The following is an 18971-nucleotide window of genomic DNA, read 5'->3' on the forward strand; positions in this document are numbered from 1 at the left end:
ATCCCCTTTTATTATTTTTCAAGACGATTAATCGCCTTATTAGCCCTCTTTATAGCGGTATTAATTTTATAATCTAACCATTTATTTTTAAAAATCTTACGCATGGTATCATCAAAGAATCGTGTAATAAAGAGATTGCGTGCCCCTTTTATTTTTTCACTAAATGAATTTGATAATGCACGAACCGAGATCGAATATCCTTCCGTTTCATATTGAATATAGTGCCACCATCCGGCAGGCATGTAACACGTTTCGCCAGGACCAATCAATGCTTCATAACCATGGAGTAATTTTAATCCCGGAAACTCTTCCTCACTACTCGTTTTTAAATTGGCTATGCTATGAAAATTATATGGCAGTTTATACATCAAATCAGATTGATCATTAGGAAACAACCATATACGCTTGTACCCTTGAAATTGAGAAATGAAAACGTGCGACATATCAATATCGAAATGATTACGCGTCGCCGACCCTTCACCACCAAAGAACATAAATGGTAGGTTTTGGATTACTTTACCCCCCGTAACATCATTAAAAGTCAAATCCTTTTTTAATTCAGGACGAATTTTTAATAAGTTGAATAAAAATAAACGCAATTCCGTGGGCCCACTGCTTATGGTATCTAGATATTGGCCAAAGCTCATCTTACCGACAGGAGGACTAGCGGCATAATTCTGACTATTCTCTTCCTTTCCATAAACATTAATTTGTTCATCTCCAGCAATTTGCTTGAAATAGTCATAACTCCACTTGGACCAACAAGTACTATCTTTACTTATAAAATCCTTTATAATAACAGGTTGACTTTTATTAAGGTAGTCCTTAATAAAATCTTTTGGAGCAATTCCCGATATACGATCAACTGGTTGTAATTTCACAAGCGTTTTTAATTTATCCTTTATATACAAACATAAAAAAAATACCTCTACAATTTGCAAGTAGTATAGTAATTTACATAATTATTTAGAATAATTCTAAATTTTAAATAAAATCATACTATAGAAATACTAATGTTGTACATCACTGATAAGTTAATAAGACCATAAATCTTGTTCCCAATCCATCATAACCTTTTTAATTCGATCAGATTCGTACAATCTGTTGATATCGTCACGAATATAATCCTTTATACGTAAATCTTCGGGATTATCTTGTTTGACAATATAGCTAGTAAATATACGCTTTATGAAAACATCATCATAACTTAATCCTGTCGCTATATTTTTTCTATTCTTAACTTCCTTATTAACAAACACATGCCTTGCTTCAGGAAAGTAAATCCAAAATGCAGGTGTCGCATCTACTGAAGTATTTATAGATAAACCTTGGTTTAGTGCTATATCATTAATAATATTTTCATCCGTCAAATTATTCTCTTGAGGGGAAAATGGATCAAATGGATCTCCTCCTGCCACTTGATTAGTTATTCCATCGTTATTAACTTGCTCCATCCCAGGAATACTTGGTGTGATTAAAGGGGCAATTCCAATTATCCGAGGTTCAAATATTGAACGTTGTTTATCAAAAATCCAGTCTTCTTTAATTCTAAATTTTAACACATTCTCACCGCTAAATGCTCTATTTTCATAGCGAGAACTAATGACTTCATTATTTTCATTAAATTCTTCTACTAATACGCTATCCCCCCCCAATCGTGCCATCACCTGATCAACAGGTAGCTCTGCCATATACTCAAAATTATCTCCTGTGGGATTATCCTTTGTAGGCGTAGGATCGTATGCCGTTAATGAACCATCTTGAATCGCATTCACGATAATATCCATCAATCGAGCATTGGGAGAGGTAAATACCAGGTTCATTTTTTCTCTGAGATCAATCTCACGCCAAATACGTTTTCGGTAAGCGACGTCAGCTTGTCTCAAAGGAGCATATTCAATAACTTTACGATTTTCAATATCGGAATTTCTATAATAACCATCCATTGGTTTTTGTGAAGAATCGCGCCGCACAGGCTTAGTCGTATTATTAAGATTAATATCTTGTGCCCATAACGTATAAGACAATCCTACCGCGAATATGGCTAAAAATAATTTTTTCATAGTTACCCCTATTAATTCGTTACTTGAAAAGTAATCGGTTCTAAATTTTGTGCAATACCGTCTGGACCGACCCCAACAATATCATATATCATAACCATAGAACCACTTGTTAATCCACTTAATGCAGACTTCATTTGCGGCGAAAAACTATTGCCTGAAGCAGTATATGGACCTATAGGATCCACTCGAGGCTTAGCGATATACATATTGAATTTGGTGACATTAAATTTAGCATCAAAGTCAAAATTATCTAAAGCTGCAGATACCACAGACTGCCCTCTTAATTGTGCGGCCGAAATACGTCCTCCGGTCCTACCACCTACACGTGCTGTAGGTTTTGGTATTCTCTTTACTCTAAATTTGGTGGTTCCCAAATTTTGAGACTTACCATCAATTGTTGCATTCACATGAAGGGATACTTCCCCAGGATTAGTAACTCGTGCCATATACTTACCAGCTCCTTTTTCAGTCAATGTCACAGCAGATCCGGAAAGCTTTAAACTTTCTGTAGGTACACCAGGTGCAGATATTGATACTGGATTTTCTACGCCGATATACAAAACATTCATGGCGTCCGGAGATACTACGGCAGAAGGTTTGGCTACTTGATAAGTCATCGGTTCTGTTTCATAGACCTTCATAGTTCCATCAGTTTGTTGTACACTAATAGTACCTTTCCATGTATATGTACCGACTCCAGGATTAACATTATATATCCCTTGACCATCGACCACAGGCAGAGAGGATCCATTTACCGTAATTTTAGGATTTGATTTGGAATCATAAGCTGTCAGGAATACTTTAGCGGTATAAGGTTGGCCTGCGATTAAATAAGAGCTAGGTGCCACCGCTACGGCAGCAAATTTATCTAGATTGACAACGGCCATATCCATCTTGCCGAAAATATGCTTAATAACAACAGACTCTGTATTTTTAGCGTCAGCATTAATTTTTTCTAATGCTGTAATAGCTGCTGTTAGCGGAATACCATCACCAAAATTCACCTCTTCCCAAGTTCTTTTTATACCTGCACGAGGGGCAGGATCTTCAGCAGCCAGGGAAAAGCTAACTTCATTATTGGTAAGATTTTTCAATTCATTAGACGTGTTATTAATCAATTCACGGAGTTCTTTTGCTCGCCCTTCATTTACCATCATTCGAGCAGCAATATCTGTACTACTTCTAAACGTTACATCTCCCGTTTCTTCATTCATACCACCACCTTCAGCCGTCAATAGTTTATTATATTCATCCAATTTAGATGTTAGTTTGTTTATGTGTGCTTGTGCTTGTTCTGCTTTCGTCAATAAAGGCTGTGCCCTTTCAGGGCTTTCCTTCATTTTGGTTTCTCGAAAAGACAGAAACATATTATCTATACCTGTCTGTGTATTCTGTGTAGAAGTATTTAGGCTATTTCCTAAATTTTTAAAAGCATCTAAAATTGAATCACTTACATTTAGCGCTACTAATCCCAGTAGTACCAAATATAAAATACCAATCATACGCTGCCTTGGGGTTTCTTTACCTCCTGCCATAACCTAATAGCTTTTATAGATTTATAATAAACATAAATTATGACCGATTAGATCCCATCGCAGACAACATATTCCCATAAATAGCATTCAATGAAGATAGATTTTTATTAAAAGTATTTACCTGCTCCTTAAATTGTTGCATATCTACTGAAGCCTCATTGAAGGTCTGCAAATCTGCTGCTGCTCGTTCAAAAGCATGACTTAATTGGGATGCGCCTGTAGATGCGGCATTTAATTTGTCTGCAAAATGATTTGTAGCTGTTGCGGTATCTGCTACCTTAGCAATACCGGCAACCTTATCCCCGAAAGAGCGTAATCCATCCCCCAAATTGCCAATTAGATTTTCATCAATTTTTGCATCTTGTAATAGCTTATCTAATGCTGCAGTATTTCCCATTGCAACAGGTTGAGTAACAGGATTGGGAACTGCTCTATTACTCAATTCACCATTAAAGTCATCGTTTAATTCAGGATAGACACGCGTCCAATCTACCTCTTTTTCTGAAGATATAAATCCCAAGATAAAAAATAAGATAGCTTCTACAGCTAGCCCTATACCAATAAGCCATTCTCCATATTTAAAATGAAGAATTTTAAACATTAATCCAATTATCACTACGGAAGCCCCCCAGTTAATAAATGTATTAATTCCGAAACTAATTTTTCTATTTCTAGCCATAATCTTAGTTATAATTAACATTTATCTGTTTTCAACACCCAAGTATCGCGTTACGGACCTAAACCCTATATAAGATTTTGCAGTATCTTGATATTCATATTGTCGTGTTCCATTTTGCAAGAAAAAACCTATATCCTTCCATGATCCTCCACGAATAACCTTGCGTTTCATAGATTCATGATCCGAATCTTTAGCATTATAGGTATAAGTGGGATTCATATCGTGCACAAAAGAATAAGCGGATTCGTTATAAGCAGATTTAGTCCATTCGGCGACATTTCCTGCCATATTATATAATCCATAGTCATTCGGTATAAATGAATATACAGGTAGTGTATATGCACCGCCATCATCGGTATAATTTCCTCTACCAGGCTTAAAATTTGCCATTAGACAGCCCCTGGCATTTCGCGCAGTAGGTCCACCCCAAGGAAATTGAGTTCCTATTCTACCCCCTCTTGCTGCATATTCCCACTCTGCTTCAGTAGGTAATTCGTAGTTCAATCTAGACGGTCTATTATCTTTTATGGCGTTGTTATTAAATAACTGCGTTCGCCAAGAATTAAATGCCTGCGCCTGCTTCCAGGTAACACCTACGACAGGATACTCCTCATAGGAAGGATGCGAAAAATAACCTATTACCAAAGGTTCGTTTGCAGCATAACTAAAATCAGCTAACCAAACTGTTGTATCCGGGTAAATCAACATGGTATCACGCATAATAAAATCTGCTCTTTTTTTGGAAGCATCATTTCTGCCCTTCACTGCTGCTTGTAAGTCAAACCATTCGTATTGGTATTTCATCAGGCTGACATTGAGTTCATTTCGTCCAAAGATGCGATCTTCTCCTTGATAATACATGTTAGAAATTTTTTCTTGTGCAGCTTGATCGGAAGACCTCCATGGGGATCTTTTATACACTTTGGACCAATCAATAAATTTTTGTGAAGAATTATCTGAGGGTAAAAAATAGGTATCATCGCCAAGATAATCAGTGATTAGAATTGAATCTCGCACCCAATATACAAATTGACGATATTCGCTATTAGATATTTCAGTGTCATCCATATAGAAAGGAGCAATTGTTACTTGCCTATTTTGCGCTGTCTGCGAAAATGTAATATCTTCATCTGACTGTCCCATAATAAACGTACCTCCAGGTATAAGTACCATTCCGTACGGTGTTTTATTTTCTCTAAGTTTGTCTAGATATACACCTACTAATTCACCTCTAGAGTTCTTAGAGCCTTTACAACCCAAAAACAAAATGACAATAGATGTTAATAAAAAAGCACAAACACTCTTATTAATATAGAGCTTCATAAGTTTCAATTGAGCAATGTTAGTAGCTACCTTTTTGTAAAATACATTAAGGATTATGTAAAAGTAATAGATATTATTATCAAATAAAACACTTTTTTAAACAAAAACAAAAAAATTTATCATTTACAGAATAATAATTTTTTATTATTTCCTAATAAAACAAAAAAAAGGAGAGCATAATTGCTCTCCTTTTTTTATTTTACGAATAAAATTAAGGTTTATTTATTCGCTAATTTTATATACTGCTCAACCGCCATAGTCATACTAGGAGCCGCTGGTGTAGGTGCTGGAATATCCAAAATTAACCCTTTATCTGTTAATGCTTGTTGTGTACTAGTACCAAAAGCAGCTATTCGTGTATTGTTCTGGATGAAATCTGGGAAATTTTCAAATAAAGAATTTACACTAGAAGGGCTAAAGAATACAATTATATCATAAAAAACGTCTTTTAAATCAGATAAATCACTAATCACGGTTCGGAAAAGAACAGCAGGTGTAAAATCGTAACCATTATCTTGAAGCCACTTTTGTGTTTCTTCATTTGTTACATCAGAACACGGGAAGAGGAATTTCTCTTTAGTATGTTTCTTCAATACTTCCTCTAAATCTTTTGCTGTTTGCTTACCAAAGAAAATCTTACGTTTTCTATATTGGATATACTTCTGAAGGTATAAAGCAATCGCTTCGGATATACAAAAGTATTTCAACTCTGCAGAAACTTCAAAGCGCATTTCCTCACATACCCTAAAAAAATGATCTACAGCATTCTTACTGGTAAAAATCACAGCAGAATAATCTGAAAAATTTACTCTTTCTTTACGAATTTCTTTTGCTGGTACACCCTCAACATGAATGAACCCTCTAAAATCCAATTTCAAATTATACTTTTCTGCTAATGCAAAATAAGGTGATTTATCATTTTCTGGTCTAGGCAAAGTAACCAATATGCTTTTTACTTTTTTCGCCCTTACAACATCAATCTGCATATTATTTCTCATTAATTGTTTAGTGATTTCACTAATATTAAAATCGGTGCAATTTCCAATGTGCAAAGATAAAGAATAAAATAAAAGATTGAAAACCTAAAACTTCCAATTAATGATATCATAGTCTTTAAAAACCTATACAAAAACAAAATAACCGTAATTACAACGAATAATATTAACACAAAATTAAAATATATCGAAGGTATAAAAGTGACCAAAAGTAGCAGTGGCATCAATATAAGGACACTATTGAAATAAAACAAGTATAAAAACACCACATACTCACGAACTAATTTTTCTATTTCAAAGAGAACGCCTATAATTCGCACAAATATTATTTTTAACAAAAAAAGTAGCGCTATTCCTAGGGAAATTTTCAAAAAACTCACAAATTCAACCTTACCTTGATGCAAAACATACGATTGATACAGGGTAATAAAGAGTCCAAGTGACAACGTAAATATAGAATATAGAAAAATATAAGGCCAAGAAGTAATAATACTATCTTCCTTGTTAATCTGCGCTAATACTCTATCATTATAAAAACCATAGATAATATTATGAAAATTGATATAGAAAAAAAGGCGTACAAGACCTATAGCTATGAAAAGCACTAGAATAGTCACCAATATCCATGCTGGTCGATTTACCTTCGCTATAGCCTGCATGAGCACAAAGTCTTTATCCTTTGCTGCTATTTGTTTCATATTATCCATCCATCCAATAAAATTGTTGTCATCAACGATTACAATAGCCTTTAAGCTATCAACATAAAATGAGCCCGGTTTTGTAGCAATAGAAATGGATTGGATATTAAGAGAATCACGTAGCCTCTGTACACGGAGTAACGAATCTTGCTGTGACACAGTAATACTATCAACAGCTATAGTGGATTGAGCACAAAGAAATTGAAGCGACGAGAGAATAACAATAAACAAGACTAAATATTGTTTACATTTGATTATCGGATTTATTTGCTTCATTCTGAACATAAATTATCCAAAGTTATGATTTTGTTTACGATTTAATACCACTAAAATGAGTAAAAGTACGAATCGCTGTCCATGGTGCGGAAATGATGATATATATGTAAAATATCATGATGATGAATGGGGTAAGAAAGTCCGTGATGATAAGACTTTATTCGAGTTCTTGGTATTGGAATCAGCACAGGCAGGATTGAGTTGGATCACAATTTTGAAGCGTAGAGAAGGCTATCGTAGACTTTTTGCAAACTTTGATGTCGATAAAGTAGCCAATTTTACACAAGACGATATAGATAGGATCGTACAAGATCCTGCGATCATTCGCCACCGCGGCAAAATAGCTTCTACCGTTACTAATGCACAAATATTTAAACAGATACAGTCCGAATATGGTTCTTTCTACAACTACCTGTATAGCTTCATGCCCGACGGACAGTCGATAAATAATTCATTAAAAGACCTATCTGATGGACAAGCAACAAGCAAAGAATCCGACAGCATCGCTAAAGACCTTAAAAAGAGAGGCGTCAAATTCTTTGGTTCTACTATCTGTTATGCCTATATGCAAGCTGTAGGAATGGTCAACGATCACCTAACAAGTTGCGATTATAAATAAGATTTTGTTAAGAACAAACCTTGTATATATGACATAGATTACGTCCTTTACCGCCATAATCTAAGCCATAGCCTACAACAAATTCATGTGCTATTTCAAAACCTACATAATCAATATTGTCAAATGTATGTTGCAAACAAGTAGGTTTGATAAGCAGACTAGCGACTGCGATACTCGCGGTATTAATATTTTCTAACGCTTGCAAAGTGTATTTCAACGAATTGCCCGTATCGACGATATCTTCCACGATCACCACATGTCTATCCGTAAGATCTATACCTACACCTAACAATTGGCTAATCTGTCCTTGTTCCGTACCATGATAAGACGCCAACTTGACAAAAGACAACTCACAGCTGATGTCTATTTCCTTCATCAAATCAGACATAAACATGAAACATCCATTTAAAACCCCTATAAACACAGGGTTATTATCGGCATAACGAATACTAATTTCTTTGCCGATAATACGTATTTTTTCTTGAATCTCTTCAAATGTTATAAAAGGCTCAAATTCTAAATCACCAATAACAATATTGCTCATTTGTATCTTAATTATCTTTACCAAATAATTTATCCAGAATAGATCTCTTAGTCTTTTCTTCGACTTCTATTTCTTCCATAATATCAATATCAACTCCTAAAGAATCGTAACCTATCGAATCTATGATCAAAGGTGCTTTGGGGCGTAAAACAGACTTTAATGAAACCTCATAAAAGCCATAATTTGCAGGTACTGCAATCCCCTTCAAATCACCCATTTTATTCATTATAGAACCATAGGTATTAAAATGCCTTTGAACCCAGGGCTTCAATTGCCCATTGTGATCAAAAGAAGATAATCCTGTCTTAGGGCGAGGAATAATACTTGATAAAAACAAACTCTCCCCCAGCCCTAATTCTGTTGCTTTCTTATTAAAGTAATACTGTGCCGCTTCTTCAATGCCGTACACATTTTTGCCCCATTCAATTACATTGAGATATATTTCAAACAATCTATCTTTAGATATATTACCTGAAGCTTCCATCAACCATACCAATAGGATCTCTTCAAACTTCCTATCCATGGTTTTCTTTCTATTCAAGAAGACATTTTTTATCAACTGCATAGAGATGGTACTCGCTCCTCTTTTAAACTTTTTCTCTTTCAAATTTGTAGCAATAGACAATTTAAAAGCCTCTTCTTCAAATCCATTGTGCTTGTAGAAGAATGGATCCTCCGTATTTCTAACTGTTACTTTCAACGCTTGTGGAATCTTAGCCAGAGGTACAAAATTAGGGTTTTCAGGACCTACCTGTATCTGACGTATCACCGTTGAATCGGCATAAGCATCATAAACAAAAGGATAGTTCAGTGCATTAATATCTGCGTTACCCCATTTTACTACCTTTAGGTCAACGTCATCTACTGTAGATCTAAAAACAATCTCGTCCGGATTATCAAGGTTGGCCGCAAAATCCAAATCAAATGAGACATTACCATCTACTTCAATGCCATCAAGGCTTTCAAACAATCCTTTCGGAAGAGCATCAAAGAAATCTTGTGCCCGAAAGATGCCCGTATGTATCCCAAGTTCTATTTTCTTTTCAGGCTTTAGGGTTAATTTGGCTGTAGGTGCTAATTCAAAATCTTTAACTTTTAGCTTAGAACCTTCTTTCAAAGCAATAAAATCTTCAGCGATTTCTATCCCTCCCTCTGCTATAGCATGCGGCAGAACAATAGACTCATCTGACAGGCGTCGATGATTAACTATTAGATTCTCGTATTCAAAACTACCATTTAGCTGTAATAAACTGTGTTTGACACGTTTGACACTTGACAGGTCAAAAATAAGCTTATCAAAGCTTACTGACAGGCCATATTTCCCTTTCAAAAAAGGTAGCTCAGTATCCTTTTGCTTTGACGACACCTCTAGGTATAATGTTTGATCATCAGAATCTACATTGCCTTTGAATATCCACTCTGCTTGATCATTATTTAAAAACAAACTCGTTTCAAAATTACCACCATCAATTATCGCCTCCGGTACTTTTATAGACTGATGGATCAAGCTATCTTTGTAAGAGACCTCAAAATTGTGCATCGTCATATTGGAAGGAATCTTAGAAAATATTTGCTTGGAAAGATTCTCCACCATAAGCGCAAAATTGCGCTCTTTAGGTTCTTCTATCGATACAGCATCCTTCCTTTTCTTAAATAAAAAGTCATAATTGCTTATAGAATCTCTTTTAATAAAAGATACCTTGCCATTGTCAAGGTTTAAATCACCAATTTTTATGTCGCCAAATAATAGTGGCCATATACGAACGGTAATCCCCAGCTGATCCATGTCTACTAAAGTGTCTCTACTCTCTGGAATCACTAAGACAGAATCAAATACCACAGTCGATAGACCATCAAACTTGTAATGTGCTACCTGAAAATCTATATTATGTTCATCATGGAGCTTTTTCTTCACCTTAGCAACGGCTTTATCGAGGTAAGCATCTCTTTTGGACATCACTATCGCAAAAGCAGAACCCAATAAAACGAATAATGCACTAAGCCCAATAATTATCCATTTTTTCTGTTTGGAAGAAATTTTCATATACTACTTCTAATCGTCTTTAGCATTAAAAAAATAAAAATAGGACAAAATTTTTAAAAACATCCAAATGACATGATTATCTTCATCTTTCCTTATTTTTGTAACAATTAAGAAGCTCAACTGATGATAACAAAAGAACAAGTATTACATGCTTTAAGTCACGTCGAAGAACCAGATCTTAAAAAAGACTTGGTGACTTTGCATATGATTCAAAATATTGAAATATTACCAAATGCTATAAAATTTGATGTCGTATTGACTACGCCAGCATGCCCCCTAAAAGATCATATAGAACATGCTTGTAGAAATGCTATTAAACTTTTTGTGGATAAGAATATTAAAGTAGATATTAATATGACCGCAAAAGTGACTAGCGTAGATACAAATCAACTAAAAGGGATTAAAAATATAATCCTTGTTTCTTCGGGCAAAGGTGGTGTAGGTAAATCTACAGTAGCAGCCAATTTAGCACTAGCATTAGTACAAAAAGGTGCAAAGACAGGGCTATTGGATGCCGACATTTATGGGCCATCACTGCCTATTATGTTTGGATTAGAAGGCGCTAAGCCTATGGCTTCACAGATGCCTGATGGCAAAACAAAAATTGAACCTATAGAAAAATTCGGTTTGAAATTATTATCTATAGGCTTCTTTACAGACCCTAACCAACCTATTCCATGGAGAGGGCCAATGGCTACATCTGCCATCAAACAACTATTTAATGATGCCGACTGGGGTGAACTTGACTACTTGATCGTGGACATGCCTCCAGGCACTGGCGATATTCATATCACCGTATCGCAAACATACCCTATATCAGGTGCCGTGATCGTCACTACACCACAGAATGTAGCTCTCGCAGATGCGATCAAAGGGATTGCTATGTATAAGATGGAAGGCATCAATGTGCCTATCGTAGGTATCATAGAAAATATGTCCTACTTTACGCCAGCAGAATTGCCTGACAACAAATATTATATCTTCGGAAAAGATGGCGGTAAACGCCTTGCCGAAGAAAATAATGTCCCTTTCTTGGGAGAAATTCCTCTTGTCAAAGCGGTAGCTGACGCCGGAGACAATGGCTTCCCCGTAATATTGGATGCCGATGATGTCGTAGGACAATCATTCTCTACTATTGCTGGAAGAGTAGCACAAGAAGTTAGCATACTCGCGAATAAGTAATCAATTGTACATATAACACCCTAAAAAGGTCAAGGCAAAAATATTCCTTGACCTTTTTATTACTCAATAACAATAAAGTCAATTCATTAACTACTGTGGATTATTGGGCAATATTTCTGGATTTGCATCAACCTCAGCCTGAGGGATCATAAATATAAATCTATTATCGTCTGCAGGGATATTAAATCTACCATATGTTGGATGATTAGTTCCTACATAATCTCTGACTACCTCTTTCTTCAATCTCTTAAGATCAAACCAAGCAAATCCTTCACCCCACAACTCAATTCTTTTTTGAAGAATTATTTCATCAATTAAATCACTTCCCGAATTTATTGATCTGACATATGAAATGTCTCTTGCTCTAGTAATTTCAAATAAAACATCTTTAGCTTCATTTTCTCTATTAATACGTGCCAATGCTTCGGCTTCAATAAAATAAAGTAATGAGGACCTCAAATATATATAATCACCTTGTGTACGATCAGAAGTAAGATCTCTAAATTTAAAACTTGTATAAGGTCGATATTTATATCTATTAGAACCTGCAGTAAATTCTACTGAATCCGCTCCAGCAAACATTTCCTTACGAATATCAATATCAGTCATGGCTTCATAAAGCCTCCTATCAATATTTATATTACCGCCACTAGAATAACCATCAGCATTTGAATTATCAAAGTGAGAAAAAAAACTCGCCACAAAAGTTGTTAATTCAGCATTTATGTCTGCTCCCCACATAGTTTCATTTTGATTAATATCAAAAAAACCATTTCTCCAATCATTAGCGGATAATAAAGAATAACTAGTACGTGCACTTCTTGCTAAGGTAGCGGCTTCGCTATACTTACCCATTTCTAGATAAACATCAGCCAAAAATGTCTCCGCCACCGATATATCTAAGAGCTCTCTATTCGCTCCTCTTGAATAGCCCGTCAATAATAGCAAAGATTCATTTAAATCACTTACTATCTGCGTATAGACTTCTTGTGTAGTATTTCGCTTTGTTGAACGCTCAGCAGCATTTATCGGCACAGACAATCTATCCTCATTACCTATATAAGTTGGTCCATAAATACGGGCTAACATAAAATGAAAATAACCTCTCAATGCATATGCCTGTCCTAATATTGCTTTTAAATCAGCATCATCAGTATCTATAGAAATAGTACTAATTATTGTATTAACATTCTTTATTTGCGTATAATAAGCGAGCCAAGGCATATGAGTTCTAGAATTGGTCATTATACGAGCTGTATAATTATAGTTAAATCCTCCCCAATTGAGACTATACATTATGACATCATTTCCCATTAGATCAATAAAAGACAGAATAGCTTTATGCCCAAAATCTTCATGTCCAGCGTAACCGGATAAAGGATATGATCGCAAACTCGAATATACACCCTTTAAAATCCCTAATGTCGCAGTAGAAGATCTACTTAATTGTTCGGAATTTAAGGTTGATTGAGGTTCTAAACTTAAATAATTTTTTGAACATGAAGTCGTTAAAAGCCCTATTATAAAGCTCATTATTATTATATTTTTCATAACATTAAAATCTAGCTGTTAAACCTAAAGAAACACTTCTTAACAAAGAGTAGCTATTTATAGACAGTCCATTATTTGAATTACCCCCCAACTGTGACATCCTAGGATCAAGTCCTTGACGCTTAGAAAGCATGAATAAATTATTTCCAATTAAACTTAATTTAGCATTCTTAACACCAATTTTATTTAATTTGTCCGAAGAAAAATCATATGCTACCCCAAAATTTTCCATACTGAGATAGTTTGCAGAAATAAGAAACATATCAGAGGTATTATATTGGGTGCTCGCGACACTAGATAGTATAGGCATGGAAGCATTTGTATTTTCTGGAGTCCATGTATTATAAACATCTTTATGAAAATTTGCCCCACTACTACCCATACCTATTCCTTCTGGAAATAGACCCTGATAGACATTGTCGTATATAAATCCGCCTAATTGATACGCAAATCCTGCATTTAAAGTAATTCTCTTATAAGAAAGATCAAAACCAAATCCACCATATACATCAGGATTCGCTGTCTTATTACTTAAGAACTGTGTACCACTCGTATACGTCGAAACGGGTGTCTTTTCTCCTGTAGATAGACCTGTTATTGGATCTTTATCACCTTGATACCAACTACCAAACCCTGTTGCTGGATCTACAGAAGCAAACTCTCTCAAATAATAAGTGTAAGCACTCTGTCCTTCTACAAAACGAAATATACCACCCGTAACAAATGGTTGTGGTAATCGTGTTATTTTATTTTTATAATGTGTTAAGTTAGCCCATAGATTTATTTTCCAATCTGTTGATCTGATAATATCACCATTAATTGCTACTTCAAATCCAGTATTCTTCATATCACCAATATTACGTGAAATAGCCGGAATTCCTGATGATGGGGCCTGAGGGAAATTAAATAACATATCAGACACTTTCCTATTAAACAACTCGAAATCAATATTTAACCTATTTTCAAAAAAAGCAATTTCAAAACCTGCATTAAAATTTCTTGAGACTTCCCATTTCAATTCTTTAGTCCCGGTATATACTTGCCTAATTGTAGCATTACCTTCTGAATCTGGCGTAATTTCATATTGGTCAATATAAGGGAAATAATTACGATTAAAGCCAAAATGAGAACGATGCTCCATTGTTACATATCCAGGATAAAATAGATTATCATTACCTTGTTCCCCATAACTAGCTTTTATTTTTAAATTGGAAATAATTTCTACATCTTTCAAAAATTCTTCATTTGATGCTATCCATGCAGCACCGAAACCATAAAAATTACCCCAGCGATAATCAGGATGAAATACTGATGAACCATCCCTCCTAAAAGAGCCATTAAAATAATATTTATTGGCATAATTATAATTCACTTTAGATAAATAGCCTTCTATTTTATACAAATCTTCATAACCATTCAAGGAACTGAATTTGCTACCATTGGATAGAAAGTTATTATCTGGAATCACAAGATTAGTTTTTGATCCAGCAATCATTTTATTTGAATAATTGGCTGTTTCGTGTCCCACCATTAAAGATATGGTATGTAATCCTATTATTTTGTTATAGCTTAATAATTGTTGATTTGTCACCGTTTGACTATTCGTCAACGCATTTGTTACTGAGCCTCCATAACTAAAAGCGTCTCCGCCTAAATTATTACCATATCTAAATCGATTTCCAGATTGATAATCATACCCCAAATTATAGGTAAAATTAAAACCGTCTAAAAAATCAAAAGCAGCATAAGTACGAATACTTACATTTTTATTTTCATTAGACTGCACATCTAATAGAGTGCTAGCATATGGATTCATATTAGTGATATATATCCTTGATGAAGATGAACCATCAGGATTAATCGTCTCCCCTCTACCCCAATCATATTTTGAACTACCATCGGCATTTTTAATAATACTACCACTAGCATCTCGAGCAAAAACTGGATAAATAGGAGCCATATTACGTGACCAAGAAAATAAATTGGAAAATGTACCCGAAGACTTACCTAACTGAGGATCTTTTGCTTTTGTTGCGGCAAAATTTATATTTGCACCTAACTTTGCAAAGCTGTACGGCCGAAACTCTACATTAGCCCTGCCCCCAATTCTATCAAATCCAGAGTTAATTACATATCCTTCATCATTTAGATAACTACCAGATAAAAAAGTAGAAACCTTATCATTAGCATATGTCAAATTCAAAGCATATTCCTGACGCAGATTACTTCCAAACAAGTAATTATCCCAATCATCATAATAGTTTACACGAGCAGCTGGATTTATTTTACCCGTCAAAGGGTCAATAATCTGATCATTTGGCACATTAAAAATATTATAGCCAAGATCATTAACTAAGCTATTTGAAGCATTGAGACGTGCATCTACATCTGACTCTTCGTTCACCAAACCACCCAACCTTAATCTTTGCCACCTCAATTCATAATACTCCGATGGATCCTTTATATAATTATAATCTTTGATTGCTCTTGAATTATAGCCCGCACGGGCATCAAAATTAATAACAATCGCGTCCATACTTTTACCACTCTTTGTAGTAATAATAATAACTCCATTAGCACCCCGAGATCCATATAAAGCATTAGCTGAAGCATCCTTTAAAAAAGATATTTGCTCAATATCATGCGAAGAGATAGATGATATATCCCCATTAAAAGGCACACCATCCACAACATATAGCGGATCATTGGATGATGATATAGCGCCCAATCCTCTAAATCTAACTGTAGCAGCCTCACCAGGTTGCCCTGACATAGACCTAATCTGTACACCTCCAATCTTTCCTGCCAATGACTGAACAACATTTGCAGATTGTACTTGTTGTAAATCTTTAGCCTGCAAAGTAGAAATTGAACCAGTAATAGATTCTTTAGTCTGTGAACCATAAGCTGTCACCACCACTTGATCCAATACATTATCACTATGTACCAATGCGATAGTCAATACCATAGCGTCACTTATAGCTACACGCTGCGAAGTATAACCTACAGAAGAGACATTGAGAGTAGCTCCAGCCGAGGCTGATATTTTAAAATTTCCAGAAGCATCCGTTTGTGTAGCAGTAGAAGATCCGACTACAGCTATGGAAGCACCACTAATTGGCTTCCCATCTGCAGAAGTAACTTGACCACTTACTTCACGGGATTGAGCAAACGCCGTGCTTACTAAACAGGCCGTAGCAAGCATTGCTGTGAGTAATTTGTGTTTCATAAATTAATAAGGTTTAATATTATCTTAATTCAAAGTAAATATGCTATTAACTTTAAAGATATGTACACAAATCGTGTAGTTTAAATTATTAACTCAAAATGTAATCAGGGAACTACATTTAATAGTATTACAATACTGTTTCTGAGGGAAGAAAATTAGTTTTTAGAAAACAAAACATGCCTGTGCGTATTAGAATACACCTTTCTATTGATGTTATCAATATTTTAGAAACTCCCTTTTTATAGCCGTTAAATATTCCAATTGTAATATTCTGAATAAGTAAAGTGAACATCTAATTATATATATACTAAATCATTAACATTTAAAATAGTCTAAAATATAGAAATCTTGAACAGCAATTGATATGCTTCCTACAAGGACTATATCTTTTAAATAATACTAAAACCATAATAACATCGCTAAAAGATAGGTGTTGAATATCCCAACATATACTATTGATTTCCTATACTATAAGCAATTATTAGTTATTAACTACCCTAACATCAAACAATAGTAATAAATAGTTTGACTAAATAGTTTATAATAACGAATAACAAAGAAAAGGTCAAGGAGCTATAGCTCCCTGACCTTTTCTTTGTTATTAATTTACCTTTAATAATGATTACCAACCATTATTTTGTTCTGCTCTTAATGTAGGATTTGAATCCAATTCTCTCTGAGGTATTGGCCACAAAAATTCCTTATTAGTATAAGCTACAGCTGCTTGTGAAGGTACCGTAATAGTACTACCATCATACAATGCTGCACTTAATTGAGTCGGTAATAATTTCGCAGGTATACCATTTGCGCCATATGCTGTTTGTGCTAAACGGTGTAAATCTCCCCAGCGTTTGCCCTCACCAAAAAATTCAATTCTTCTTTCATCATATATAGCTTTTTTCAAATCACTAGGTGCTGTATTACCGTAGGAGTTTGCAACCCCAGCAGACCTATCACGAACAGCATTCAATAATTTCAATGCTTGTGCTTCATTATTTTTATACGCATATGCCTCAGATACATTCAATAATACCTCTGAATACCTGATCATAGGGCACCAATCAGAATTGTCACCAATACTTCTATATTTATAAACATATACGTATGGCCTATCCCCTACCGTCTGCTTAAAGGTTAATTCAGTTTTTCGTAAGTCAGTAGCCAACCAAAAGCTAGCATTATATAAATTAGGACTAACTCCAATTAAATCTCTACCATTCAACTCAGAAGGACTAAACATACTAGTTACAGCACCATTGACAGTTCCATTAGAAGCGACACTCTGTGCAACAGAAAAAATAGACTCACTATTATTTGAGTAATTGATAAATGGTGTCTCGGGGCTATTCTCTAGCGCATAACCACCTATTGTAGAATTAAAAGCACCTGTAGTGGCTGAAGTTCCTAATTTCGCACCTTCAGCAATTACACCATCCATATCATTCATATGCAATTTGACACGTGTTTTCAAAGCAATAGCAGCACCTTTAGTTGCTCTAGAAATAGATGCTGCCTTATTTGCACGTACCGTCGGCAATATAGATTCAGCTAAATCCAAATCAGCCAGCAATAAAGCATATGTACTGGCTACTGAACCACGTGTAAGATTATTTTGCTCGGCAGCAGACTCAGCCCCTGTAATAGCTTTAACCCTATAAGGAACACCCAAACTAGTAGTAGGATTATCAGAATATGGTTTACTAAAATTCAACAATAACTCATGGTGCGCCAATGCTCTTAAAAACAATGCTTCTCCTTTATAAGGATTTCCAACACTAGCCTCTAATACTCCACTCGCAATTGCATTATCTACCCCTTCAATAATAACATTACATTGATTAATAAGTGCATACAATTGCTCCCAAATATTGACATTATTAGGAGTATTTGGGGTATACGTATTTTGATAAGTCACCTGAAAAAAGGCTTGTAAATTGACTAAATCTTCACCCCGCATATCACCCTGCTCTATAGATGCGCCACCAAAAGGATACCCTCTTTGTCCTAAAGCCGTTCCATTTAAAGGATCATATGATCCCACAGCCGCTTGCCAGTACATTCCAGAAACTGCAAGTTCAATGTTTTGTGGAGAAGTAAATGCTGTTGTCTCTGAAAGCGATGATAACGGGTTCAACTCCGTAAAATCCTTACAGCTATAAGTAGTAAACATTAATGCTAAAGCGACAATACTCCCTGCAAATGTTTTTTGTCTATTCAAAATTTTCATATTATT

14 protein-coding genes are annotated in these 18971 nt (G+C 35.1%); 2 read left to right on the forward strand and 12 right to left on the reverse strand.

Annotated features, from left to right (window positions below; all coding sequences use genetic code 11):
• Nucleotides 1-11: 11 nt before the first annotated feature.
• The 7 genes from IP023_RS03590 to IP023_RS03620 all read right to left on the reverse strand — a co-directional run bounded on the left by IP023_RS03590 (nucleotide 12) and on the right by IP023_RS03620 (nucleotide 7452).
• Nucleotides 12-881: a cupin-like domain-containing protein gene (locus tag IP023_RS03590; RefSeq protein ID WP_241788885.1), complete on the reverse strand. Its 870-nt coding sequence runs from the start codon at nucleotides 879-881 to the stop codon at nucleotides 12-14.
• A gap of 153 nt (nucleotides 882-1034) precedes the next feature.
• Entirely contained in the window at nucleotides 1035-2063 is a 1029-nt protein-coding gene (gene porN / locus IP023_RS03595; RefSeq protein ID WP_241788886.1) for a type IX secretion system ring subunit PorN/GldN, read from the reverse strand.
• Between the two features lie 11 nt (nucleotides 2064-2074).
• Nucleotides 2075-3598 (reverse strand): type IX secretion system motor protein PorM/GldM, encoded by a 1524-nt coding sequence (gene porM, locus IP023_RS03600; protein WP_241788887.1) that lies wholly within the window; start codon nucleotides 3596-3598, stop codon nucleotides 2075-2077.
• A 37-nt stretch (nucleotides 3599-3635) separates the two neighbouring features.
• Complete coding sequence (gene porL / locus IP023_RS03605; RefSeq protein ID WP_241788888.1) at nucleotides 3636-4277, reverse strand: type IX secretion system motor protein PorL/GldL; 642 nt, start codon at nucleotides 4275-4277, stop codon at nucleotides 3636-3638.
• A gap of 21 nt (nucleotides 4278-4298) precedes the next feature.
• On the reverse strand, nucleotides 4299-5600 hold the full coding sequence (gene porK / locus IP023_RS03610) for a T9SS ring complex lipoprotein PorK/GldK (RefSeq protein WP_241788889.1): 1302 nt from the start codon (nucleotides 5598-5600) through the stop codon (nucleotides 4299-4301).
• A gap of 218 nt (nucleotides 5601-5818) precedes the next feature.
• The gene (locus tag IP023_RS03615) at nucleotides 5819-6598 is read right to left on the reverse strand and encodes a uroporphyrinogen-III synthase (RefSeq protein WP_241788890.1); all 780 of its coding nucleotides are present in this window, start codon (nucleotides 6596-6598) and stop codon (nucleotides 5819-5821) included.
• Complete coding sequence (locus IP023_RS03620; RefSeq protein ID WP_241788891.1) at nucleotides 6598-7452, reverse strand: DUF4271 domain-containing protein; 855 nt, start codon at nucleotides 7450-7452, stop codon at nucleotides 6598-6600. The genes IP023_RS03615 and IP023_RS03620 overlap by 1 nt, the downstream gene beginning before the upstream one ends.
• 172 nt (nucleotides 7453-7624) lie before the next feature.
• On the opposite strand from IP023_RS03620, the gene IP023_RS03625 reads away from it, so the two are divergent.
• The gene (locus IP023_RS03625) at nucleotides 7625-8188 is read left to right on the forward strand and encodes a DNA-3-methyladenine glycosylase I (RefSeq protein ID WP_241788892.1); all 564 of its coding nucleotides are present in this window, start codon (nucleotides 7625-7627) and stop codon (nucleotides 8186-8188) included.
• 7 nt (nucleotides 8189-8195) lie between these two features.
• Here the strand turns inward: IP023_RS03625 and hpt are convergent, their stop codons facing one another.
• Nucleotides 8196-8732, reverse strand: coding sequence for a hypoxanthine phosphoribosyltransferase (gene hpt, locus IP023_RS03630; RefSeq protein ID WP_241788893.1), 537 nt, complete (start codon nucleotides 8730-8732; stop codon nucleotides 8196-8198).
• A 7-nt stretch (nucleotides 8733-8739) separates the two neighbouring features.
• Complete coding sequence (locus IP023_RS03635; RefSeq protein WP_241788894.1) at nucleotides 8740-10776, reverse strand: transglycosylase domain-containing protein; 2037 nt, start codon at nucleotides 10774-10776, stop codon at nucleotides 8740-8742.
• 123 nt (nucleotides 10777-10899) lie between these two features.
• Here IP023_RS03635 and IP023_RS03640 point away from each other — a divergent pair, with 123 nt between their 5' ends.
• Nucleotides 10900-11958: an Mrp/NBP35 family ATP-binding protein gene (locus IP023_RS03640; RefSeq protein WP_241788895.1), complete on the forward strand. Its 1059-nt coding sequence runs from the start codon at nucleotides 10900-10902 to the stop codon at nucleotides 11956-11958.
• Nucleotides 11959-12048: 90 nt separating this feature from the next.
• Here the strand turns inward: IP023_RS03640 and IP023_RS03645 are convergent, their stop codons facing one another.
• From IP023_RS03645 to IP023_RS03655, 3 genes are all read right to left on the reverse strand, one after another.
• Nucleotides 12049-13491: a RagB/SusD family nutrient uptake outer membrane protein gene (locus IP023_RS03645; protein ID WP_241788896.1), complete on the reverse strand. Its 1443-nt coding sequence runs from the start codon at nucleotides 13489-13491 to the stop codon at nucleotides 12049-12051.
• A 22-nt stretch (nucleotides 13492-13513) separates the two neighbouring features.
• Nucleotides 13514-16738: a SusC/RagA family TonB-linked outer membrane protein gene (locus IP023_RS03650; protein WP_241788897.1), complete on the reverse strand. Its 3225-nt coding sequence runs from the start codon at nucleotides 16736-16738 to the stop codon at nucleotides 13514-13516.
• Between the two features lie 622 nt (nucleotides 16739-17360).
• Nucleotides 17361-18965: a RagB/SusD family nutrient uptake outer membrane protein gene (locus tag IP023_RS03655; RefSeq protein WP_241788898.1), complete on the reverse strand. Its 1605-nt coding sequence runs from the start codon at nucleotides 18963-18965 to the stop codon at nucleotides 17361-17363.
• Nucleotides 18966-18971 lie beyond the last annotated feature (6 nt).

Origin of the sequence: Sphingobacterium rhinopitheci (assembly GCF_022627575.1) — a bacterium.
Classification (GTDB): Bacteria; Bacteroidota; Bacteroidia; order Sphingobacteriales; family Sphingobacteriaceae; genus Sphingobacterium; species Sphingobacterium rhinopitheci.